This window comes from Traorella massiliensis, from assembly GCF_900104665.1.
In the GTDB taxonomy this organism is placed as follows: Bacteria; Bacillota_I; Bacilli_A; order Erysipelotrichales; family Erysipelotrichaceae; genus Traorella; species Traorella massiliensis.
Genome location: NZ_LT629968.1, coordinates 371,907 through 393,444, shown reverse-complemented (window position 1 = coordinate 393,444; position 21,538 = coordinate 371,907). Strand labels below are relative to the sequence as shown.

The window sequence follows — 21,538 nt, the reverse complement described above, 5'->3', positions numbered from 1 at the left end:
TGCGAGGCTAAATACCGACATTATATAAGCCATGTTCTGTCCTTCCAAAGGAAGTGGCAACCATTTATCTACACTTATGTGTCCGCTGCTTATTTCATTTCACTCGCAGCGATTCCCCTACCAAATTTGGGTTTCTCGCTTATGGGGTTTACCCGTTCCACCTGTATGTTTCCACACAGCTCGTCTCTGTGGCACCTTCACGGTCTCAACCATAGTTTCCCTTAGGCGTTGACCGGCCGTTAGATTTCTCTACCTGAACTTATGACTTCGTTCAGCATAAACACTACATTCATCTCAGAATGTGCGAGCATGGACTTTCCTCTAGCTTACGCCAGCGATTGCCCTAATGTCAGTTATTTTTTAAACACTTCTGCTTCAAGACGAGACAGTCTTCTTAGTACATCTAAATTTGATGTATTCGTTGATACCTCACTTTGAAGATTTAAACGAGACTGCAGATCGCTGATTTGATTTTTCAGACTCTCGATCGTGTTTTCATATTTCAACAGTGTATCTGTACACTCTTTTAACTTTTCATCGTACTGCTGATAATCATGGATAACAAGATCAAGAAATTCATCAACTTCCTGTGCGTTATACCCTTTAAAATCAATGTTAAACTGCTTATCCAGAATTTCCTGGACAGTTAATTCAAATGTCTGCATATCATCACCACCTTTATTAGTTTCTCAAATTTTCTTATAAAAAGCAAGCCAATTTGAAACATAACTAGATTTAAATATAAAAATTTTGTATAATGGTAGATAGGTGATGAAATGATTGGTTATCCGACAAAACAAAACCCATCCATATCAGTCTCTAACACATCCGCTAAAACGCTTTCTCACAGTGGCCGTGGAATGAGTCTGGAGAATGATATCAATGAAACAAATGAATATTATCTGGAAACAGATCGAGCATGTATTCATAAGAAACCTACACCGATTCAAGTAGTCAGGGTGGATTATCCCAATCGTGCTCATGCCCGAATCAGCGAAGCCTATTACAAAGTTCCTTCTACGACCGACTATAATGGTGTCTATCGTGGCAAGGCCATTGACTTTGAGGCAAAACAAACCAAAAATAAGGGAGGCTTCCCTTTTCAGCTGATTCATCCTCATCAGATTCAGCACATGAAACGAGTCATTCATCATGGCGGAATCTCATTTGTCATCCTGCGTTTTACAAGCTATAATGAAACTTATCTGATCGATGGACAAATTATGATTGATGCCTATGAAGATAAGAATCAGAAATCGCTCTCTTATAAAAAAATAAAAGAAGTAGGCAAACTGATTCAGGAAAGTTATATTCCTCGTCTTAAATATTTAGATGCAGTAGATGAAATGTATTTCCAAGGAGGTTGCAACAATGGCAAATAAAAAAGTAAAGGATCAAAATACACAAAGCAAATCCAGAAAAAGAAAAATTATCGATACGATCGGAGTTTTCGCATTAGCTTGTGTGGTAATCGCTAGTTTATTTGGTTATCTGACGCTCAATCAGATCCTGGCACAAAAAGATAAGTTCGATGAATCACTATTACATGGTGATGAACCGACAACGATCATGATGAAAGATGAGAATGGTGAAGATGTTCCTGCTATTCAGCTTTCCAGCGGTGACGGTATCAGAGAAAATACTACCTATGATCAGGTACCTCAAGTAGTTATCGATGCTTTTCTGGCAGTTGAAGATTCCCGTTTCTTTAAGCATAATGGTTTTGATTTACCACGTTTCTTAAAAGCATTGCTTGAAAATATAAAAACTTTAAGTTTTGGACAAGGCGGGTCTACCTTAACGATGCAGATGATCGATGTGACTCATGGCACAACAGATGAATCGCAAAATGCCATTGAAAAACTTTTTGCGAAAGTACAAGAAATCTTTCTTGCATTGGAAGCTGAAAGCTCTTTAAGCAAAGAAGAAATTCTGATGCGCTATTTGAATTATATTAATTTTGGCGGTGTTGCTCGAGGTGTTCAGAAAGGTGCAGAATATTATTTTGGAAAAGACATTAGTGAAGTCACCCTATCTGAAGCTGCTTTCTTAGCAGGTGTCATCAATGCCCCAAATGCCTATAATCCTTATTTAAATTATGAAAATGCAGTAGAAAGACGTGATACAGCTTTAGGGCTCATGCTTCAGCACGGTTATATCAGTCAGGAAGAATATGATCTGGCAATCAATACTGAATTAGCTTTCCAGCTGAATGGTACGACTAATTTTGAAGGTGATCCATTGCAAAGCGTGATCGACTATGTTCGTGATTACTGTGATGAGGAATTAGGTATCGATATCTATCAAGGAAATATGGTCATTTATACGACTTTTGATCTTGAAACACAACAGCTTTATGAAGCCATCATGAACGGTGAATATGGTTACTTTGAAGATGCCCCTTTAGGATTACAGTCTGGTAGCGCCTTGATCGATATTAGCGACGGATCAATTGCGGCAATTGCCGGTGGATTAAATTATTCAGGTGATATTCGTAAAAATTTTGGTTACTCTGTAGAACGACAGACAGGATCAAGTATCAAACCGTTGCTAGATTACACATTGGCCTTTGAATACCTTGGATGGTCAACAGATCAGATCATTGCCGATGTTCCTCAAGATTTTGGAGATTATATTCCTCAAAATGCAGGTGGTGCTTTCCATGGTGATGTTACGATCTTAGAAGCACTTGCTCGTTCATGGAATATCTCAGCGATTACTGCATTACGAGATGTTATAAATGTAGTTGGTCAGAAAAAAGTTGCAGAAACGATGGTTAGCTTAGGCTTAGATACTTTCCAAGATGTATTAGACGGTGAAGTCAATCTTGATTTAGGTATGGCCATTGGTGGTAGTGAAATGGCTGCAACACCGCTTCAAATGGCTGCTGCTTATGCTGCTTTAGGAAATGGTGGTGTTTATGTTGAACCATATGCCATTACACGTATTGAATTTTTAGATGGTGAACAAGAAGACTATGTACACGAAGTGGTTTCCCGTCAGGTATTCTCACCACAAGCTTCTTATCTGATGACTGAACTATTAGTACAGGCTGTAAGCAATTACCCAAGTTCCTTCCAGGGTGCAATGAGAAGCAGCTATCAGGTAGCTACAAAGACCGGTACAAGTGACTGGGCAGATGCTGGAGCTGCCTATGGTATTCCAACAAGAGCAGCTAAAGATAAATGGACAGTTTCTTATACAAGCAAGTATTCCATAGCGACGTGGATGGGCTTTGACAATGATGAAAATAACGTTCCTTATGGTTATTTGACTGATGCCATGATGAATCAAAATATACCAACAAAGATCAATAAGCTTATTTTTGATACCATTCATGCCAATAATTACCCGGATGACTTTGTTCAGCCAAGTGGTATTGTTACTATAACACATATTAAAGGTGCCTTTGACAACGGACATTTTGCAGTTCCGGATGGAACACCGGCTTCAATGATATCCACAGGAAAAGTCATAAGTGAATTCGCAACACTTAAAACACTGACTCCAGATGAGATTTCAAATTTAAACTCATTTACAGCGGTAGTCAATGAAAATGCGAAAACTGTTGACTTTACTTTCACTCCATATCCTGATAGTGAGGCTCTCAACGAATTTGATGGTTTGTATCATGGTGTTGACGGCTTCCCGGATTATACGGGAACAAAAGTTTTCGATAAAAAAGCTGTTTTTGGTCCAATTGTTTATAAGGTAGAAGTTTTCCAGAATGGTACAAGCCTTGGTGTCACTAGCTTTGACACTGATACTGGCAGCGATACCTTTGACATAACACCAGGAGTTGAAGCAAGAGTCTGCGGCTATTACGGATATCAAAACGATAGTTCTAAATCAAATCAGGTCTGTGTGACATTATCAGCTAGTGAAACAAGAAAATTAGGTTCTTCACAGACACCAGAAACACCTGAACAGCCAACAGATCCAACAGACGAAACAGATGATTAAAAAAAAATACAGGAATCACATCATGATTCCTGTATTTTATTTATGCTAAGAAAAATCGAGACTCATTCAGAAGTCTCGATTTGTTCAAGTATGTTTACCTAAAGGTTTATACAATTAAAAATTAAAGTAATGCTTACAGTTCTCATAACAAATGCCTTTTATGATCTTTTCAAGTGCTTTTTCATCATCTGGATATTCACCGTTTTCAACCCATGTTCCTACAAGATCACATAAGATCCTACGGAAATACTCATGTCTTGTATAGGATAAAAAGCTTCTTGAATCAGTCAGCATCCCAATAAAATTACCAAGAAGTCCCAGATTTGCCAACGAGGTCATTTGCTCAGTCATACCTGTTTTATGATCATTAAACCACCAGGCACTTCCCTGCTGGATCTTACCGGCTGCACTTCCATCCTGAAAACAGCCAATCAGTGATCCAATCATGGCATTATCATTTGGATTTAAAGAATAAAGAATCGTTTTAGGAAGGCAGTTATCATAAGCAAGGGCATTCAGATAACTTGCTAGCTGTGAAGAAGGTGCATAAGTAGAAATTGCATCATATCCTGTATCTGGACCTAATTTTTCAAACATTTTCTGATTCAGATTACGAGCTGCCCCATAATGAAGCTGCATCACCCATCCACGTCTATGATATTCTTTCGCAAGAGCACACATAAAAGCTGTTTTATAGGCACTTATTTCATTTAAAGAAAGTTCTTCTCCCATTAAACGTTTTTGGAAGATAGATTCTATTTCTTCTTCACTTGCTTCAACAAAACATACATAATCTAATCCATGGTCACTTACTTTACAGCCATGTTTTTCAAAGTGATCCATACGTAATCTTAAAGCCTGCATCAGTGATTTAAAACTATCTAATTTTATCTGGCTCACTGCTTCTAATTTTCTCAGATAATCGACATAATCATTTTTATCAATGTTCATCGCTTTATCCGGACGCCATGCTGGTAAGACTTTTACATCAAAAGAATCATCTTCCGCAAGCATGTGATGCCATCTTAAATCATCGATTGGATCATCTGTCGTACAGATAACTTCTACATTTGATTGTCGAATGATCCCACGTACGGACAGATCCTTTTCTTGTAATCGCTGATTGCAAAGATCCCATACTTCCTGAGCCGTTTCACCACAAAGATGTCCTTCATAACCAAAATAGCGTTTTAATTCTAAATGTGACCAGTGATAAAGTGGATTCCCGATCGCTTTTTCTAACGTTTCAGCCCATTTTTGAAACTTCTCACGATCACTGGCATCACCAGTAATATATCTCTCATCAATACCATTTGAACGCATCTGACGCCATTTATAATGATCTCCACCTAACCAAACCTGTGTAATATTGTCAAACTGAACATCTTCATAGATTTCTTTAGGATCGATATGACAATGATAATCAATAATTGGCATTTTAGCGGCAATATCATGATACAGTCTTTTAGCTACATCGCTATGAAGCAAAAAATCATCATCCATAAATTTTCGCATGATCTTACTCCGTATACTTTCTTAATGTTGCTCTTACAGCACCCTTACCGGCACACAATTCCTTTAGATAACCAATGACCTTTTCCGCAAGTCCCACTGTTTCTAAATCAACACCAAAAATAGATTCATTACGTAAAAGTTCTTCTACGATCTTTTCTATATCCACATCTTCTTCTAAAGATAGTTTAGAAGCAAGAGGTGTCAGTGTATCTAAAAGTGGATCCGGTGATAAATCAAAAGTTTCTCCCTGATCATCAATTCCCATCAAATAGCGAATCCAGCCAGCAAAAACAAGGGGAATCAGCTTAAGATCAGAAACATTCAAACTATCTGAAGCTTCATATTTTTTGATCGTTTCTCCAAAACGAATGGCTAGCTTTTGAGATGTATCTGTAGCAATACGCTGTGGTGTATCCGGCATAAAAGGATTCACAAGACGTACATTAATTACTGTATCAATAAATTCCTTTGGGTCAATTACTTTAGGATCAACGACAACCGGCAATCCCTCTTCATAACCAATCTTTTCAATGAGCTTTCTTAACTGCTCATCTTTCATTTCATCACAAATCTTCTTATAACCCAAAAGACAGCCAAACACCGCTAAAGAAGTATGAAGCGGATTCAGACAGGTACAAACTTTCATCTTTTCAACCTTATCAACCGTTTCACGATCCGTAAACATGATACCGCCCTTTTCCAATTCAGGACGTCCGTTTGGAAAAACATCTTCCACAACCAAATATTCACACTCTTCAGCATTCACAAATGGTGCTACATAGGTATTTTTTGAAGTAATGATGGGATCAAGGCCATCAATACCATCCTCATTTAATATCTTTTCTACTGACGCATCCGGTCTAGGAGTAATCTTATCGATCATGGTCCATGGAAAAGAAACACGTGTCTTATCATTGATATAGTTTTCAAATCCTGCTTCAACTAAACCATTTGCCACCCATTCTTTCACAAAAGCACTGATTGCTTCATATAGCTTATCGCCATTATGAGAACAGTTATCCATGCTCACCATCGCAATTCCTTTATCCGTATTACGATAACGCATATAAAGCAAAGATGCCACCTTACCAATATATGAAGATGGCTGTTCAGGACCACCCTTAAAATCTTCTTCTACGCTAGCAAGCAGATTTCCACTGCCATCCACTAACGAATATCCCTTTTCAGTAATCGTAAAAGAGGCCATCTGTAAAGAAGGATTCGCAAAGATTTCTTTAAGACGTGTAAATTCTTCTTCATTTGCGGAATCTAGAATACAGCTTTCTACAACACTTCCAATTACTTTTTTCTCAACCGTTCCATCAGCCTTTAACGTCACTAAAATCGAATAATCATCATGAGGACGATTCATCTTTTCAACGATCTCATAATCAAATCCTTCTGCAACGATCAATCCTCTATCTAAAACTTTCTCATTTAAAAGTTTCTCTACAACATTCGCCTGAAAAGCACGGAAAATATTTCCTGCTCCAAAATGAATCCACAAGGGATTTTTTCTTGTCAGTGCCGTAACTTCTTCACGATCATACTCTCCAAGCTGATATCCTTTATCTAGCCACTGCTCCCTTTTTTTTAATCCTTGACTGTTTAATTCCATTATCTTTTAGCTCCTTTATCAATAGCCTCCCAAAGACCATTCAGATAGGTAGCGCCTAATGCACGGTCATACAAACCATATCCTGGCATCGCTACCTCATCCCAGATCATACGTCCATGATCCGGACGAATGGGACCATCAAAACCAATATCATATAAAGCTTTCATGATTTCATACATATCAAAGCTGCCATCACTTGAAAGATGAGCTGCTTCCTCAAAATCACGATCAGAATTAAATTTCAAATTTCTTACATGTGCAAAATGAATTCTTCCCTTCAAAGAACGAATCATATCCGGAAGATCATTTTTAGGATTCGTACCATAAGATCCACTGCAAAACGTAACCCCATTATGTGGGTTATCCACCATTTTCATCATTCTTAATATATTTTCCTTATTGATAATGATTCTTGGCAATCCGAAAACAGACCAGGCTGGATCATCAGGATGAATCGCCATATTGATGTCATACTGATCACATACTGGCATGATCTTTTCTAGAAAATACTTTAAATTTTCAAATAGCTTTTCATCATCAATATCCTTATACATCGCAAAAAGTTCTTTAACACGTGCCATTCTTTCAGGTTCCCATCCTGGCATAACTGTTCCATTAGTATCAGAAGCAATTGATTCAAACATTTTTTCAGGATCCAAATGATCTACTGCATCTTGTGAATAAGCCAAAACGGTAGAACCATCTTCCCTCACACGTGCCAATTCTGTTCTTGTCCAGTCAAATACAGGCATAAAATTATAACATACTAAATGAATATCCTCTTCTCCAAGATTCTTTAATGTCTCAATATAATTAGCAATATACTGATCACGCTCAGCTGCTCCTGTCTTGATTGCATCATGCACATTGACACTTTCAATTCCGGCTACACGAAGACCGCTCGCTTCTACCTCTTTTTTCATAGCGGCAATTTCTTCACGGCTCCATACCTCTCCCGGCTGTTTATCATATAAAGTTGTAATGACACCTGTCACTCCAGGTATCTGTCGAATTTGTTTTAAGGTTACGGTATCAGATTTTGAACCATACCATCTCAATGTCATTTCCATATAAAACCCTCTCTTTCATATAAATTTTATCATAATATTATCAATATTAAATCAACAATTGCCCCTTTTTAGACACTTTATAGTGGTAATTTTTTATGAATGAAAGAAATCATCAGCAAGATGCTGATGATTTCTATATTTTCTATCTTGATTTGAATATATTTTGGATAAAATGTGCAAAACCTTTCTTTTTGGGTTTAACGATGACCTGTTTATGCAGACTTTGATCCATAAACACCTGCTGACTATCTACCAAGACCTCTCCGGCTTTATTTTTGCGGACATATGTGCCATCCGGCTGCAGCAAAGAAGCTTTAGAAGTATCGGCAAGCTGAGTCTGAAGAATGTGCAAGATCATCTCTTTTATATCGTTATCATAAATAGGAGCCGCAATCTCCACACGATGCCGTAAGTTACGTGTCATAAGATCAGCGGAAGAAATATATAGCTTCATTTCTTCTCCTTTACCAAAACAATAAATACGTGCATGTTCTAAATAGCGTCCAACGATACTATTTACCACGATATGATCTGTATGATCGATGATGCCCGGACGAATACAACAAATACCTCGAACGATCAGCTGCACATCAACCCCTGCCCGACTCGCTTCCGCAAGCTTTTCAATCATATCTCTTTCTGTAATTGAATTTACCTTGATACAAATATAACCCTCTTCACCTTTTTCAATCTGCTCATCAATAAGGCGGATCAAAGCAGGTTTCATTCCTAAAGGTGCAACCAGAAGATCACTATATTCACCCTCAAGATTTTCAATCATCATATTTCTAAAAAAAGCAGTTGCATCAGCACCTAAACGATCATTCGCACTCATCAGACTTAAATCGGTATACATGGCATTGGTCTTCTCATTATAATTACCTGTACCAATCTGGGTAATAAAACGGAATTTTCCTTTTTGACGAAGGGTGATCAGACATATCTTGCTATGACATTTATAATTTTCAAAACCATAAATGACTTTACATCCCGCTTCTTCCAGCATTGCCGACCAGGCAATATTATTTTCCTCATCAAAACGGGCACGCAGTTCCATCAAAGCTATGACCTCTTTACCATTTTCAGCCGCTCTGCATAAGGCACGAATAATTTTTGAAGAAGAAGCCAAACGATAAATCGTAATTTTTATTGATACGACATCTTCCCTGTCAGCGGCCTCATTTAAAAGACGAATAAACGGATCCACAGAATCAAAAGGGAAAAACAACAGTTTATCGGATTCACGTATCTGTTCGATCATAGAACTGTTCTTATCTAAGTCATTGGGCCATTTTGGAATATAAGAAGAATAACAAAGCGGTTCTTTGATTTTATCTGGTAATTTTTTAACCAATTCAAAAACATATTTCATATTCAACGGAGTTGTATCCGCATAGATCTGACGATTCTCGACATCGATGATTTTCAAAAGTTCCTTAGAAAACGTATTCGATATCTTATGACTCAATTCCAAACGAACAATCGCAAGGCTCGACCTTTTCTTCAGAATTTTCTTCATGTACGTACGAAAATCAGTATCCGCATCTTCAAACTTCTCTGGATCAAAGCTAACATCCGCATTTCTTGTAACAGCAAGAATACAGGATTCTATCTCTTTATATTGACCATAAAGTGTCGAAGCCATCTCTAAAAGAATATTTTCAATTCGAATAAAACGTTTCTCATCCGGTAACATGATGACTTGTGATAAAAGCAAAGGAACCGGTATGAAAGCAATTGACTTTTTATTGTCTTTTCCTTTTACAAGTGAAGCCACATATAACTGTTTATTACGAAAATGTGGTTTAGGATGCCGGTTATCTACAATTTGCGGTGAAAGAATCGGTAATATCTTTTCATTAAAATAACGCTTTACAAATTTCGCTTCACTCGCACTTAATTCTCCATAAGAAACATCTTGAATGCCGCTTTGCGAAAGTGTTTCACAAACAGCAGCATAAATATTTGCCTTTCTTTCTATCAATCCAGGAATCGTCTGATAGATCTGATGGAGCTGTTGTTTCGCCGTCCATCCTGTCTTATTATCAATATCATCTACAGCAGCCGATGAGATATCAAATAGACTGCCTACACGAATCATAAAAAATTCATCTAGGTTTGTGGAAAAGATAGAGATGAACTTCAGTCTTTCCAGCGCTGGTACGCTCTCATCCATCGCTTCTTCCAAAACCCGCTGATTAAACCGTAACCAGCTTAGCTCTCGATTTTGGGTATATAGATATGTCTGTTTCATTTCAGAACCTTTTGACAAAGATATCCCTCCCTGACACCATAATTACAAACCATGATTTTCTCAACTTGGAACTCAACTGCAATAGAATAAAGAATTAAAAAGCCAGGAATGATCGTATGAATACGTTCCGGAACAACTTTTAAAATTACATCTGCAGCCTGCTTTTCATCAGCTAACAGCACCTCTTTGATCTTATTCATATGTGCGATCAAAAGTGTCCGTTCATTTTCTGATACCAGTCCTAAAAATTTCGCAAGTTTCAATACAGCTCGAGCCGTTCCACCAGTACAAACTAACTGTTTTTGTTTTGTGAAACTATCAACATCACCTGACAACGCTTCATCAATCGCTTTTTCAATTCTTTTCAGGGAACCCTTCCCAGGCAAGATCTTCTTTACGCAGTCTTTATAAAGTTTTAACGAACCAATACGAAAACTTTTAGAAAAATGCAATTCATGATCTTTGAATACGGTAATTTCTGTACTGGCTCCGCCAATATCAACAAATACACCCTCAGATACTGCAATTTCCTGCATCACACCCATATACCCAAGAACTGCTTCTTCTTCACCTGAAATAATATCAAGATCAAAGCCCGTCTTTTCTTTGATTTGTGCCACTGCATCATCTGTATTGACGATATTACGCAATGAAGCAGTTGCGAAAACGTGAACACACTCATCTAAAGATAGCAGCTTTAACGTATTCTTAAATTCCAATAATCCATTACAAGCTCGCTGGATCCCTTCTTCACTGATGCATCCATTTTCCACATATCCTGCAAGACCTGCCATAAACTTTTCTTTAAATAAAATCTTAAAATTTTTTTCTTCTACCTCATATACTGTTAATCGCATCGAGTTAGATCCAATATCAATAACCGCTTCTTTCATTTTGACCTCCTATACCAAAAAGCAGCAGTTGTTTAACACCCCTGCTGTTTCTCTGCTTCTTTTAAACGATCTTTAAAAACTAAGATCGCCTTGGCACTTCCAGTAATCGAGAAAGTAATGAATTCATAACCTAACGCTTCCATTTCATTCGCTTTTTCTTCAATTTTTTTTGCCATTTTTTCTGCTTTTGGTGAATATTCGATAACAGCTGTTTTTATGCTCATCCTACTTCCTCCTGTATATATGCTATGTATACAATTTTAGTATAATGAAGCAATGTAAAACCTACTAAAATTTACTATTAAATTTATGTAAAATCATGACTTATGATGTCCGGGATTCTTATTTTTTTCACGACAGCTTTCAATAAATGGACATTCACTGCATTTTGGATTCTTCGCAGTACAAAAATACCTTCCAAAGAAAATAAACAAATGATGAGCTCGATTCCATCTTTGTCTATTAAGTTTTCGTTTTAATTTCACTTCCACCTGCAATACGCTATCCTGCTGCTTAGCAAATCCTAAGCGTTTGCTGATTCTTTCTACATGAGTATCCACTGCAATCGCCGGAATATCAAAAGCAACGCTCATCACTACATTTGCCGTTTTTCGTCCTACCCCACTAAGTGAAGTCAGCTGTTTCATATTCGATGGGACTTCTCCATCATAGTTTTCCACAAGTTCCTTTGCACAAGCAATGATATTTTTAGCCTTATTGCGATATAAACCAATATTACGAATGATATTTTCAACATCTTTTAGATCAGCCCTAGCTAATTCATTTGCCGTTGGATATTTTTCAAATAATGCCGGTGTAACCTTATTGACACTGGCATCCGTCGTCTGTGCTGAAAGAATGACAGCAATCAAAAGCTGAAAGGTTGATTCATGAATAAGCTCACAATGAGCTTCTGGAAACATGATCTCTAACTGATCTAAGATCTCATCACTGCTTATCTTCTTCATGTGCTCCGTTCTCCAAAATACGATTTATATAATCAAAATTCAAAATATTTCTCATGCTTGCATCACGCAAAGCAAAGGTAATCGATGTTTCATCATACAGATGAAGCCATTCACTGATTCTTTGAAGTTCACGAGAACTTAAAGGACGTTTAAATTCACTTTCAAATAAATCAAAAATATTTGATTCAAAATGAAGCTCATTTTCCATCTGAAACAGACCATCAATACTGATATCAAATCCTTTTGGTGTAACATCGATCTGTAAATAACCTTTCTGATGTAACTGATCTAAAAGATCATCGATTTCTTCTTCACTTTTATTCAATTTATTTCGTAAAACATCAAAACTAATCATGGAATGTGTTTCATTAAGATATTGAACTAACAAAATCAGACAAAGCTGCGTATGAGTTAGATTCAAATTCTCCATCTCTTCAAAGATCCAATACATCCGATTAAAATATTTTTTTTCATACCACTGTTTCATATCAAATTTCTCCTAAGATAATAAACGACTTCATAGGTATCATAATCATAATAAACCATCAGATCCCCTTCTTCAACGGCAAATACCATATTATCATAACCGTAACCAATATTTACCTCTGCATTCTCAATACCATAGTTTTCTTCCACAAGCGATTGAATATCTTCAATCATAGAAACATCATAATCCTTCTGCATGACAAGACCACCCTCATTATCAAAAAGATAAGCAGTATCATCATTTACAGCACTATAAGTCACATACTTAAAACTATGACGATAAAGCGAATGAATCAAAGGAAAGCGTTCCTGAACGACAGCAAGCACCGCTTCATCCTTTTTCATCTCATATCGAACGGGTCCACTAATATTTAAACCAATATTCACAAATATTAAAAAAACAACGAGAAAGAGTAATCCAGCTGTTAAAGCAATTTTTTTAATATTCATAATTTCACTCCTTAATGCATATTTTACCACATTTCATTTTTTTATAAAACACGTTGGCTTTTTTTTATAAGGAAAATATGGTAAAATGTCAGCGGTGATAACATGTTGAAAAAAATTCTCAAGATTGCAGCCATCCTTGTCGTTTTATTCTCATTGCTTTTGATCATATCCAACTTTATATCAGACTATCGTCTTCATAAATACAATAACAGTGTCGTAAACGAGGAAGTTTTTCCTTATAACCAAATTGACAGTATTTTTGAAAAGACCAACAGTGACACAATTTATGTTTTCCTGTATGATGAAGATTCAGATGACTGTGTCTATCTGGATGAAGTATTATTAAAAGAAATCAGCTATGAGCATAACGGAATTACATTTGAAAATATCTATAAGGTAAATTATGAGCAATCCTATCGCTCTTATATTCACCAAATCATTAAAAATACCTTTAATATCGATTCCTTTCCAGCTATCGTAGCAATTACTAAGACAGAGGATGGCTATGAGAAAGTAGATAGCTTTGAATATGTTGTCAATTCAGAAGAAAATCTTGAAAATCTAGAAAGCTTTTTAGAAAGAAATCAATTCTTTGAAATTTCTCAAAAAAACTAAAAGAGGCAATGCCTCTTTTTACTTTTCACAAGATATAAATCCGTTAGGACCTTATGTATTACAATCACACCATCAGCCTAAAGCCAATAATTGTGATATCTTTCTTATCATACCCATAAATCTGTGTCACTCATCATATAATTTCTTGCAAGGCTTTTTAAGTTATTAAAGAAATGAGAGAGTGAGTTTTTAAGCTTGATCTCTTTTTTTGCTAAAATTGTCGGTAATAATGTCGGCAATAATGTCGGTAATAATATTTCATTAAATAAAACAGAAAAGAAAGTAATTACTCTTTTAATTGAAAATGCAGAATATACAGCAGATGAACTTGCTTTGAAGATAGGTGTTTCAAAAAGAACGATTGAACGAACTTTTATTTCTTTACAAAATAAAAAAGTAATTGAAAGAATTGGTTCTAACCGAAAAGGAAGTTGGATTGTAATTAAATAAATTGATTAAACTTGTGGGTGCTATAGCTCGCAAGTTTTTTTGTTTTGATACAAAATGAATAAAGATGAGCAAAGAAAATTTATAGAACTTATTATTGAAGAAATACAAATTTATGAAAAAAGACAATCGAATAGTCAATGGATAAAAAGTATTGTTTTTAAGCTTCCTTTAATCGAGGAAAGTTTCAATGCTGGTTTGGACAATAATTTGCAAGTTGACATTAGCCTCTTCCTTTATTTCTATATTTTCACAAATTTATGTTTCAACCCTAATTACTTTTTGTTTCATAAATATTAAAAAAAGACAGATGGTAGAATTTCACATCTAACATCTGTCCTTTAATCAAATATATTATTTTTTAGAATAACGAGCCACGCATTTCTCACAGAATTGAGCACTTCGTTCACTGGCCTTTTTCGCATATTCCTCAAAATCCATCTCATTACCTTCTTTTACCGCAATATCGCTTAATGAACGGATCACCACAAATGGTACTCCATAATGAGCGGCACAGTGGGCAATTCCTCCCGCTTCCATTTCAGAACAAAGACTTTCAGGAAAATCGTTTAATATCTTAGAAATCTGTTCATCCTGACTGATAAACTGATCACCGCTGGCGATAAGTCCTACATGATAAGCAATCTTCATCTCTTCCGCAACTGTTTTAGCGGTATTAACAAGCAGTGGATCCGCCTCAAAAAAAGCTCCTTTGCCAGCTTCACCATCTAAGGCTGACGTATCAAAATCATGTTCAACAACAGAAGTAGAGATCACGCAGTCCAATACATTTTCATCTTCTTTTAAACCACCGGCTGTTCCGATATTTAAGATTGCATCTATCGGGAAATGTTCTAAAAGCAAAGTAGTGCTAATTGTCGCATTGACTTTTCCACACCCACTTAGACAACAGATCACTTTTTCATCACCTAAAACAGCTTCATAAAACTTTTTATTCGCAATCGTTTTTTCCTTTACATCATGACATAAGGCCAGGATCGCCTCATTTTCAATATTCATGGCACTAATAATCGCTATCATAAAGATTTCCTTTCACATACAAAAAAATATTTTTCACCCTCATGGATTCCTTGCTTTTTAAAATCAGTATATAGGCTCACCTTAAAACCCATCTTTTGACACCATTCACGAATCAAAGATGGATCATAGACACGCTGGATATGCTGTTCATAGCTTGGATGAGCCTCTTGATCAAAAAAGACAAAGTTCTGATAGATGCAATCACCGTGGGTTTCAATGCTCCATTCATACCCACATCCATCGATCACACCTTCTTCATAAAATTCATCTTCAAATTCTTTTAAACGATCTAAAGAATGAACATCAAAAATAAAGGTTCCCTGCTCATTTAGATTCATATAAGCATTATGAAGTACCTGTTTAAAATCATCTTCTTCAATCAGATAATTCATACTGTCACATAAACAAAGCACACAATCCACTTTTTCATTTAAAGGCTCCACCATATCATGAACCTTAAAATCTACCAGATGAGCATCTTCTTTTCTTTTAGCCATTTCAATCATGTCACTGGAAAGATCACTTGCTTTCACATCATAGCCTTTTCTTGCCAGAGCAAGCGTGATTTCACCACTGCCACAGGCATATTCCAATACACGTTGAAAAGAAGCGTGTGCTTCAATAAAATCAACCCAATCCTGTGTTGCTTTATCATCTTTCACAAGCGCATCATAAAAACGGGCAAGCACCTGATACATTTACATCACCCTTTCACAGTTAGCATAAAGTTTTTCAAGGGCATAGACCTCACGTTCATTCTCTTCAAAAATATGAATGACGATATCATCGCTATCTACTAAAAGCCATTTGCTCATATCATTTCCCTCGATATGGCGATACCCATGTCCATGCTCCTGTAAACTATCCTTCACATAGTCAGCCAAAGAATGAAGCTGACGAGTATTGGTCGCACTCGTAATCACGACATAGTCAATTAAAGGGTTTAACTCATGTACCCGGTAAACAACTGTATCGCTTCCTTTTGCTTTATCAATGGCTTCTAAGACATCCTTTAAGGCATTGTTCATACTTGTTTCTCCTTTTTTATATATTCACTCTGTACCTGTTTTACATAGTAAACAGCTTCTTTTAAATTTCTTTTCGCTAAGTTCAATTCATAGCTGGAATCATAACCTCTTAACGGTTCACATTTATCTGCAATGTAAACGATCTGTGCATAAGGATCATCACAATCTCCTTTGACATGATGATGAACAGCTTTTAAAATATGTTTTTCTTTGATCTTAAAAACTCTTTTTAAATAATGATCGGCCAGATAGCCATGCCAGATGGCTTTAGGTTCATCAAGATGATCTTTCTCATACACCTTCATAAAACGTTCACTTTTTTCATCATCCCAGCATTTACAGATATCATGTAAAAGACCGATCACATAGGCATCTTCTTCATTTAAATGATGCGCTGAAGCAAGTTCTTTGCAGACATTGGCCACGCTCACGCTATGACGATAGCGTTTTTCATTCATCGAATGCCGGGCAAATTCATGAAGATAAAGACGATGTTCCCAAATATAGTTACGCACACTTTCACTGACATCCTGAAAAGCTCCCTCACGTACCTTCGTTGATGAAATATCGATCCGCTCAAAAGGAACTTCTTTTAGATCATAGGGGCATTTGATCATTTCACTATCACGTTTAAACACCCGAAATTCTGCTAGTTTCATGCATTCCTCGATATCTTTCCACTTATCTAAGAGCTGTGCCTGATCATTACCAATATAAAAGATAAATTCATGATCATACTTCTCTTTCAATTTTTGAAGAGTGTATATCGTATAGCTTGGCATCGGAAGCTCTTTTTCAATCGTACAGACTTTCATCTTCTTAAAAGGTGCTATGGCTCTTTTGATCATTGCTACACGATCTTCAAAAGAAGTAGGCTTTTCATGCTTGAAAGGGGAAATCATACAAGGAATCAGCCATACTTGCGAGCATCCATCTTTCAAGATGGCCTTCGCCAAAGCAAGATGTCCTTTATGGATCGGATCAAAAGACCCGCCTAAAAGTCCAATTCTTACAGCTGACATAGATTCTTTTCACTCTTTCGATATAAAACAAAGGTATGACCAATGATCTGTACGATTTCACTATGCGTTGCACTCGCACACTGAATAGCTGCCTCACGCACACTGATCGGTGATGTTTTCAAACAGCTGATCTTAACTAGTTCATGAGCTTTCAAAGAATCAGAAAGCGTTGCACATAAAGTATCACTGACACCTTCTTTTCCAATCATGACAATGGCCTTTCTTGTCTGAGCCATTCCTCTTAATTTACTTTTTGCTTTTCCATCTAACATTTAAATCATCGCCTTTCTAAAGGTCACAGAAACTTTTTCATCTACGACCACATCTACTTTATTTACTTTTCCTCGGACACATACAAATCCTAATCCAAAAATAACGATATCCTGTCCATCGATATTCCCCTGATAAGTCATTTTCTTTAAATCAGACAAATCCTTTGAGATCGTAGGAGAAAGCTCTTTTCCTAAATGATTCTGCCAAAGTTCATCTGCCTTCTCACATTTTCCACGATGAATCTTCATCTCATTGGAAAAATAACAGGTAGCACTGACTCCTTCACATCCCCAAAGATCAACACGTGCATAGCCGCCAATTGAAAGCGATTGATTGCCCTTTAGCTGATACACGATCGGTTTGATAGGTTTGTGAGGAATCAGCTTTTTCAAGTCTGAATCATCACAATACGTTAAGACACTGCCATTTGCCAGAAGGCCTGGAGTATCATACAGTTTAAAATCTTCATATTCTATTTCGATCAGATCTAAGGTCGTACCTGGATGAGGACTTGTCGTAATCTGGGAGCGATCAAGCAAAGCATTTACAAGCGTGCTCTTACCTGCATTGGCCATTCCCATCATCACGACATCACGGTCCTTTCTTAATACCTTGATAGCTTCTACTAGATTTTCAACACTTGGATTGTTATCACTTTTCGCATGATGAACAAGATCCTCAACAACAACGACGCCCTTGAGATCAATTCCTTCTTCTTTACAGCGGCGAACGATAAAATGCGATATTTTATCATAGCCAACAGAGCGAGGAAGCAGATCTCTTTTGGTTGCTGCCAGAAGTATTTCCTTGTTTTTACTACGAGCCATGATCCTTGAAAACAGTCCTGCTTCAAAATCAAACAGATCAACAACATAACAAATCAAGGCATCTAACTGATTCACCTTTTGAAACACTTCATCTGCACTGATGCCCTGCCGATAACTCACCATCGCATCATTATAATGAGTCAGACGAAAGCAGCGCTGACAAATCAAAGCATCACTTTTAGGAGTATATCCAATTTTCTTTGCATCTTCACTTTGGAGCACAGCTCCACATCCTTGACATTTTCTCATAATCTCTCCTTTAAGATCCTATTTTCTATTTTCCTAGACAAGCGGGTATAAAAGATATCCGCCTCACTGATAGGTTTAACATAAATATTTTTTAACTTCATTCCCTTAGCACCCCATATATCTGTAAACAGCTGATCTCCAATACAAATGACATGCTCTTTTTTAAGATGATTCTTTTTCAATATTTTCATATATGTATGAGGAAGAGGCTTAAGGGAAAAACCATAGGCCTGACATCCTAGATCATCCGCAATCTTTTGAATCCTGCCCACATGATTATTCGATATCAAAATTACCTTCATACCCAGATCATGGGCCTTTTTAATCCATGCTTTCTTCTCATTGGAAATGACAAGTTCATCATGCGTACACAAGGTATTATCCACATCACAAATAATAGCTTCAATACCTTCTTTTTTTAATTGATCCAAGTCAACATCCAAAAGACTTGTCTTGATTTCATCCGGATACCAATTCATTTTCATCCTCCATATTATACTTGATTTTAAAAGAAAAAGTTATAAAATTACAACAAAAAGTGTTAATTTCATAACTAATCAATATAAATTCACTATCTTTCATCTTTTCAAGATTCCATTTCTTAAATTTATATGAAAAAAGTTCTCCAAACAATTTAGAGAGCCTTTCTTTGTTCGAAAAAGTCATCACAGAAACGATGCCATTTTTCTTCATATTCTTCTTTCGATAATAAAGGCATATCATAGACATGAAAAATACCTCTTTGTTGTGCTTCCTCCATAAAATCTTTCGCATAATCTCCAGCTTCTTCATAGTAACAGTTCACATGAGAGATTCCTTTTAACTGAGCAATTTTCATACGTGTATGACCATCAAGCGAAACCATTTTTCCATCTATCTTAGCTACTGGTATCAAAAATTCATTGACATATGGCAAAAGCCTCTTTATCTTTTCTTCACTCACATAAAATTGTGATACATAAATATCTTCTAATTTCATATCAAAAAATGAAACCTTATCATATTCTTTTAATATTTTTCCGTTTTGATCAACAAAACAGCTAATATGACCACCAAAGAAACGATATTCCTCAATCGCTTCATTTAAATCGTTTCTATTTGAAAATGTTACCCTACAGGTATCCCGATCTAATACTTGAAAAGCATACGTTTCATCATTGATGACATAAGCTCCATGCTGATCAATAATATCTTTCTCAAAGCGTTCATCATATTCCTCAATACGTTCAATTTTCATAACTCTTTAAATACCTTTCATATATTATTCTTTTTTTTAACTGATAATTTATTATCATCTCCATTATTATACTTAATTTTTCTCCAAAAAGAAACTGAGTCCAGCTTCATTTTGATTACTCAAAACAATTAACTACTCCATTCAATATCTAATAAGCATTTATCAAAAAAAGATAAAACGACTTCAATGAGTTGTTTTATTAAATATTGATTGATTGTTGAATCAGTATTTTAAGCACCCTATAGGAACAACATATAAACCATCATGACGGCGATATGCATAATCACCCGTTCCTGTTATAACCATAAGGAAAGACGGTGTATTCATCTTATCCGTATCGATTTTAGCTTTCATTTCTTTTAAATTATTTGCACCTTCTTCAATAAGTTTATCGCCACCAAGTTTTATTTCAATTAATCCATATTTACCATTTCTTAAATGAATAACTGCATCACACTCCAGACCATCTTTATCTCGATAATGATATACATCACCACCAAGAGCATCAGCAAAAACACGAAGATCTCTAATACAAAGTGTTTCAAAGAGAAGACCAAATGTTTTTAGGTCATTTAGCAGGTCATTAGGCCCAATACCTAAAGCTGCAGCCGCAATCGAAGGATCGTTATAATAACGTGTATCAGACGAACGAATGGCCGTTTTAGATCGCAAATTCGGATTCCATGCTGGCATATCATCAATAACAAAGATTTTCCGAAGTGCTTGGATATAAGATGCCACAGTTTCTTCATTCATCGACGCATCATCATTTATAGCAATATCTTTTGCTAGTACGGTATTAGGTACTTGTCCCCCCTGATTTCTTGCGTAAGAGCGCATCAGACGACGAACTCTTTCAGGATTCTTTTTCACATTGTTTGCCCGGTTAATATCCATACGTACAACAGCGTCATAGTAATCTATTGCCTGATCCAATGCAATTTCATCATGCATATCTATAGCTCGAGGCCAACCACCTCTACAAATGAGGAAAGCCAAACGTTCAATACTAAGATTGGAAGAACCGGCAATCTCAGTTATACCCTCAAATAATTCTTTCAAACTAACTTCACCTGTTGAATCACCAGACTCATACAAACTCATCGTTCGCATTGTTAACCAAGTGAACCGTCCTGTACCAGAATGAGTAATTTCTTGAGTATTAACAGGAACAGCAGAACCAGTCAGTATAAACTGTCCAAGTGAGTCACGATGATCCACTTCAAAGCGAATAGAATCCCACAATTTGGGAGCAAGTTGCCACTCATCAATAAGTCTTGGTGTTGCGCCTTTTAACAGCCATTTAGGATTCAAATCTGACATAGTAATGTTTTGTTCTTTTTTCTCAGGATCATCCATATATAAAACACTGGCAGCAATCTGTTCAGCAGTCGTAGTTTTCCCACACCACTTAGGACCTTCAATTAAAACTGCTCCTTTGCCTAACAATTTTCGTTTTAAAATATCATCTACTATTCTTTTTCTATATTTTTTCATTCGAAATACCTCATTTGCGTTTACACTACCTATAGTATATTCTATAATACTAAATTTCACAACCTTTTCCGACGATTGGTTTATT

At 36.3% G+C, this 21,538-nt stretch carries 23 protein-coding genes and 1 other RNA gene; 4 read left to right on the top strand and 20 right to left on the bottom strand.

Going from position 1 to position 21,538, the window contains the following annotated elements:
- Positions 1-20 precede the first annotated feature (20 nt).
- Both rnpB and BQ5367_RS06370 read right to left on the bottom strand, forming a co-directional pair.
- Positions 21-350, bottom strand: an RNA gene (rnpB, locus tag BQ5367_RS06375) — RNase P RNA component class B.
- Positions 351-353: 3 nt separating this feature from the next.
- Positions 354-665 carry a DivIVA domain-containing protein gene (locus tag BQ5367_RS06370; protein WP_071441693.1) on the bottom strand — a complete coding sequence of 104 codons (312 nt, stop codon included), beginning with the start codon at positions 663-665 and terminating at the stop codon, positions 354-356.
- A 111-nt stretch (positions 666-776) separates the two neighbouring features.
- Between BQ5367_RS06370 and recU the strand changes: the two genes are divergently transcribed.
- Positions 777-1,382 (top strand): Holliday junction resolvase RecU, encoded by a 606-nt coding sequence (recU, locus tag BQ5367_RS06365; protein ID WP_071441692.1) that lies wholly within the window; start codon positions 777-779, stop codon positions 1,380-1,382.
- Positions 1,372-3,963: a transglycosylase domain-containing protein gene (locus BQ5367_RS06360; RefSeq protein ID WP_071441691.1), complete on the top strand. Its 2,592-nt coding sequence runs from the start codon at positions 1,372-1,374 to the stop codon at positions 3,961-3,963. The genes recU and BQ5367_RS06360 overlap by 11 nt, the downstream gene beginning before the upstream one ends.
- Positions 3,964-4,077: 114 nt before the next feature.
- Here BQ5367_RS06360 and uxaC read toward each other — a convergent pair whose 3' ends face one another.
- From uxaC to BQ5367_RS06315, 9 genes are all read right to left on the bottom strand, one after another.
- Positions 4,078-5,478 carry a glucuronate isomerase gene (gene uxaC, locus BQ5367_RS06355; RefSeq protein ID WP_071441690.1) on the bottom strand — a complete coding sequence of 467 codons (1,401 nt, stop codon included), beginning with the start codon at positions 5,476-5,478 and terminating at the stop codon, positions 4,078-4,080.
- A 4-nt stretch (positions 5,479-5,482) separates the two neighbouring features.
- Positions 5,483-7,096, bottom strand: a complete 1,614-nt coding sequence (locus BQ5367_RS06350; protein ID WP_071441689.1) for a mannitol dehydrogenase family protein — start codon at positions 7,094-7,096, stop codon at positions 5,483-5,485.
- The gene (gene uxuA / locus BQ5367_RS06345) at positions 7,096-8,166 is read right to left on the bottom strand and encodes a mannonate dehydratase (RefSeq protein ID WP_071441688.1); all 1,071 of its coding nucleotides are present in this window, start codon (positions 8,164-8,166) and stop codon (positions 7,096-7,098) included. The genes BQ5367_RS06350 and uxuA overlap by 1 nt, the downstream gene beginning before the upstream one ends.
- Before the next feature lie 142 nt (positions 8,167-8,308).
- On the bottom strand, positions 8,309-10,438 hold the full coding sequence (gene ppk1, locus BQ5367_RS06340) for a polyphosphate kinase 1 (RefSeq protein WP_235858742.1): 2,130 nt from the start codon (positions 10,436-10,438) through the stop codon (positions 8,309-8,311).
- Positions 10,417-11,313, bottom strand: coding sequence for a Ppx/GppA phosphatase family protein (locus tag BQ5367_RS06335; protein WP_071441686.1), 897 nt, complete (start codon positions 11,311-11,313; stop codon positions 10,417-10,419). Before BQ5367_RS06335 ends, ppk1 begins: the two co-directional genes overlap by 22 nt.
- A gap of 32 nt (positions 11,314-11,345) precedes the next feature.
- Positions 11,346-11,537, bottom strand: coding sequence for a hypothetical protein (locus tag BQ5367_RS06330; protein ID WP_071441685.1), 192 nt, complete (start codon positions 11,535-11,537; stop codon positions 11,346-11,348).
- Positions 11,538-11,630: 93 nt separating this feature from the next.
- On the bottom strand, positions 11,631-12,281 hold the full coding sequence (nth, locus tag BQ5367_RS06325; RefSeq protein WP_456243194.1) for an endonuclease III: 651 nt from the start codon (positions 12,279-12,281) through the stop codon (positions 11,631-11,633).
- On the bottom strand, positions 12,262-12,768 hold the full coding sequence (locus BQ5367_RS06320) for a DnaD domain-containing protein (RefSeq protein ID WP_071441684.1): 507 nt from the start codon (positions 12,766-12,768) through the stop codon (positions 12,262-12,264). The genes nth and BQ5367_RS06320 overlap by 20 nt, the downstream gene beginning before the upstream one ends.
- Positions 12,765-13,217, bottom strand: a complete 453-nt coding sequence (locus BQ5367_RS06315; RefSeq protein ID WP_071441683.1) for a hypothetical protein — start codon at positions 13,215-13,217, stop codon at positions 12,765-12,767. Before BQ5367_RS06315 ends, BQ5367_RS06320 begins: the two co-directional genes overlap by 4 nt.
- A gap of 102 nt (positions 13,218-13,319) precedes the next feature.
- Between BQ5367_RS06315 and BQ5367_RS06310 the strand changes: the two genes are divergently transcribed.
- Entirely contained in the window at positions 13,320-13,832 is a 513-nt protein-coding gene (locus tag BQ5367_RS06310; protein WP_071441682.1) for a hypothetical protein, read from the top strand.
- Between the two features lie 195 nt (positions 13,833-14,027).
- Positions 14,028-14,282: a helix-turn-helix domain-containing protein gene (locus BQ5367_RS06305; protein ID WP_071441681.1), complete on the top strand. Its 255-nt coding sequence runs from the start codon at positions 14,028-14,030 to the stop codon at positions 14,280-14,282.
- A gap of 351 nt (positions 14,283-14,633) precedes the next feature.
- Here the strand turns inward: BQ5367_RS06305 and BQ5367_RS06295 are convergent, their stop codons facing one another.
- The 9 genes from BQ5367_RS06295 to BQ5367_RS06255 all read right to left on the bottom strand — a co-directional run bounded on the left by BQ5367_RS06295 (position 14,634) and on the right by BQ5367_RS06255 (position 21,453).
- Positions 14,634-15,320, bottom strand: coding sequence for a 5'-methylthioadenosine/adenosylhomocysteine nucleosidase (locus BQ5367_RS06295; protein WP_071441679.1), 687 nt, complete (start codon positions 15,318-15,320; stop codon positions 14,634-14,636).
- Entirely contained in the window at positions 15,317-16,018 is a 702-nt protein-coding gene (locus tag BQ5367_RS06290) for a class I SAM-dependent DNA methyltransferase (protein WP_071441678.1), read from the bottom strand. The genes BQ5367_RS06295 and BQ5367_RS06290 overlap by 4 nt, the downstream gene beginning before the upstream one ends.
- Complete coding sequence (gene rsfS, locus BQ5367_RS06285; protein ID WP_071441677.1) at positions 16,019-16,348, bottom strand: ribosome silencing factor; 330 nt, start codon at positions 16,346-16,348, stop codon at positions 16,019-16,021.
- Positions 16,345-17,370, bottom strand: a complete 1,026-nt coding sequence (nadD, locus tag BQ5367_RS06280; protein WP_071441676.1) for a nicotinate (nicotinamide) nucleotide adenylyltransferase — start codon at positions 17,368-17,370, stop codon at positions 16,345-16,347. The genes rsfS and nadD overlap by 4 nt, the downstream gene beginning before the upstream one ends.
- Positions 17,358-17,642 (bottom strand): YhbY family RNA-binding protein, encoded by a 285-nt coding sequence (locus BQ5367_RS06275; RefSeq protein WP_071441675.1) that lies wholly within the window; start codon positions 17,640-17,642, stop codon positions 17,358-17,360. Before BQ5367_RS06275 ends, nadD begins: the two co-directional genes overlap by 13 nt.
- Entirely contained in the window at positions 17,643-18,719 is a 1,077-nt protein-coding gene (gene yqeH, locus BQ5367_RS06270; protein WP_071441674.1) for a ribosome biogenesis GTPase YqeH, read from the bottom strand.
- Positions 18,716-19,198 (bottom strand): YqeG family HAD IIIA-type phosphatase, encoded by a 483-nt coding sequence (locus BQ5367_RS06265; protein WP_161940475.1) that lies wholly within the window; start codon positions 19,196-19,198, stop codon positions 18,716-18,718. Before BQ5367_RS06265 ends, yqeH begins: the two co-directional genes overlap by 4 nt.
- A gap of 155 nt (positions 19,199-19,353) precedes the next feature.
- Positions 19,354-19,956, bottom strand: a complete 603-nt coding sequence (locus tag BQ5367_RS06260; protein ID WP_071441672.1) for a hypothetical protein — start codon at positions 19,954-19,956, stop codon at positions 19,354-19,356.
- A gap of 222 nt (positions 19,957-20,178) precedes the next feature.
- Positions 20,179-21,453: an ATP-binding protein gene (locus BQ5367_RS06255; RefSeq protein ID WP_071441671.1), complete on the bottom strand. Its 1,275-nt coding sequence runs from the start codon at positions 21,451-21,453 to the stop codon at positions 20,179-20,181.
- Between the last annotated feature and the right edge of the window lie 85 nt (positions 21,454-21,538).

What these genes read in the sequence shown, in the direction of transcription:
- BQ5367_RS06275 (WP_071441675.1), bottom strand. Translation starts at nt 17,642, where the DNA reads ATGTTAGATGGAAAAGCAAAAAGTAAATTAAGAGGAATGGCTCAGACA.
- BQ5367_RS06295 (WP_071441679.1), bottom strand. Translation starts at nt 15,320, where the DNA reads ATGATAGCGATTATTAGTGCCATGAATATTGAAAATGAGGCGATCCTG.
- rsfS (WP_071441677.1), bottom strand. Translation starts at nt 16,348, where the DNA reads ATGAACAATGCCTTAAAGGATGTCTTAGAAGCCATTGATAAAGCAAAA.
- nth (WP_456243194.1), bottom strand. Translation starts at nt 12,281, where the DNA reads ATGAAGAAGATAAGCAGTGATGAGATCTTAGATCAGTTAGAGATCATG.
- BQ5367_RS06330 (WP_071441685.1), bottom strand. Translation starts at nt 11,537, where the DNA reads ATGAGCATAAAAACAGCTGTTATCGAATATTCACCAAAAGCAGAAAAA.
- BQ5367_RS06335 (WP_071441686.1), bottom strand. Translation starts at nt 11,313, where the DNA reads ATGAAAGAAGCGGTTATTGATATTGGATCTAACTCGATGCGATTAACA.
- BQ5367_RS06260 (WP_071441672.1), bottom strand. Translation starts at nt 19,956, where the DNA reads ATGAAAATTGAACGTATTGAGGAATATGATGAACGCTTTGAGAAAGAT.
- BQ5367_RS06360 (WP_071441691.1), top strand. Translation starts at nt 1,372, where the DNA reads ATGGCAAATAAAAAAGTAAAGGATCAAAATACACAAAGCAAATCCAGA.
- BQ5367_RS06350 (WP_071441689.1), bottom strand. Translation starts at nt 7,096, where the DNA reads ATGGAATTAAACAGTCAAGGATTAAAAAAAAGGGAGCAGTGGCTAGAT.
- uxuA (WP_071441688.1), bottom strand. Translation starts at nt 8,166, where the DNA reads ATGGAAATGACATTGAGATGGTATGGTTCAAAATCTGATACCGTAACC.
- BQ5367_RS06255 (WP_071441671.1), bottom strand. Translation starts at nt 21,453, where the DNA reads ATGAAAAAATATAGAAAAAGAATAGTAGATGATATTTTAAAACGAAAA.
- BQ5367_RS06310 (WP_071441682.1), top strand. Translation starts at nt 13,320, where the DNA reads ATGTTGAAAAAAATTCTCAAGATTGCAGCCATCCTTGTCGTTTTATTC.
- BQ5367_RS06265 (WP_161940475.1), bottom strand. Translation starts at nt 19,198, where the DNA reads ATGAATTGGTATCCGGATGAAATCAAGACAAGTCTTTTGGATGTTGAC.
- uxaC (WP_071441690.1), bottom strand. Translation starts at nt 5,478, where the DNA reads ATGCGAAAATTTATGGATGATGATTTTTTGCTTCATAGCGATGTAGCT.
- BQ5367_RS06320 (WP_071441684.1), bottom strand. Translation starts at nt 12,768, where the DNA reads ATGAAACAGTGGTATGAAAAAAAATATTTTAATCGGATGTATTGGATC.
- yqeH (WP_071441674.1), bottom strand. Translation starts at nt 18,719, where the DNA reads ATGAGAAAATGTCAAGGATGTGGAGCTGTGCTCCAAAGTGAAGATGCA.
- BQ5367_RS06370 (WP_071441693.1), bottom strand. Translation starts at nt 665, where the DNA reads ATGCAGACATTTGAATTAACTGTCCAGGAAATTCTGGATAAGCAGTTT.
- recU (WP_071441692.1), top strand. Translation starts at nt 777, where the DNA reads ATGATTGGTTATCCGACAAAACAAAACCCATCCATATCAGTCTCTAAC.
- nadD (WP_071441676.1), bottom strand. Translation starts at nt 17,370, where the DNA reads ATGTCAGCTGTAAGAATTGGACTTTTAGGCGGGTCTTTTGATCCGATC.
- BQ5367_RS06290 (WP_071441678.1), bottom strand. Translation starts at nt 16,018, where the DNA reads ATGTATCAGGTGCTTGCCCGTTTTTATGATGCGCTTGTGAAAGATGAT.
- BQ5367_RS06315 (WP_071441683.1), bottom strand. Translation starts at nt 13,217, where the DNA reads ATGAATATTAAAAAAATTGCTTTAACAGCTGGATTACTCTTTCTCGTT.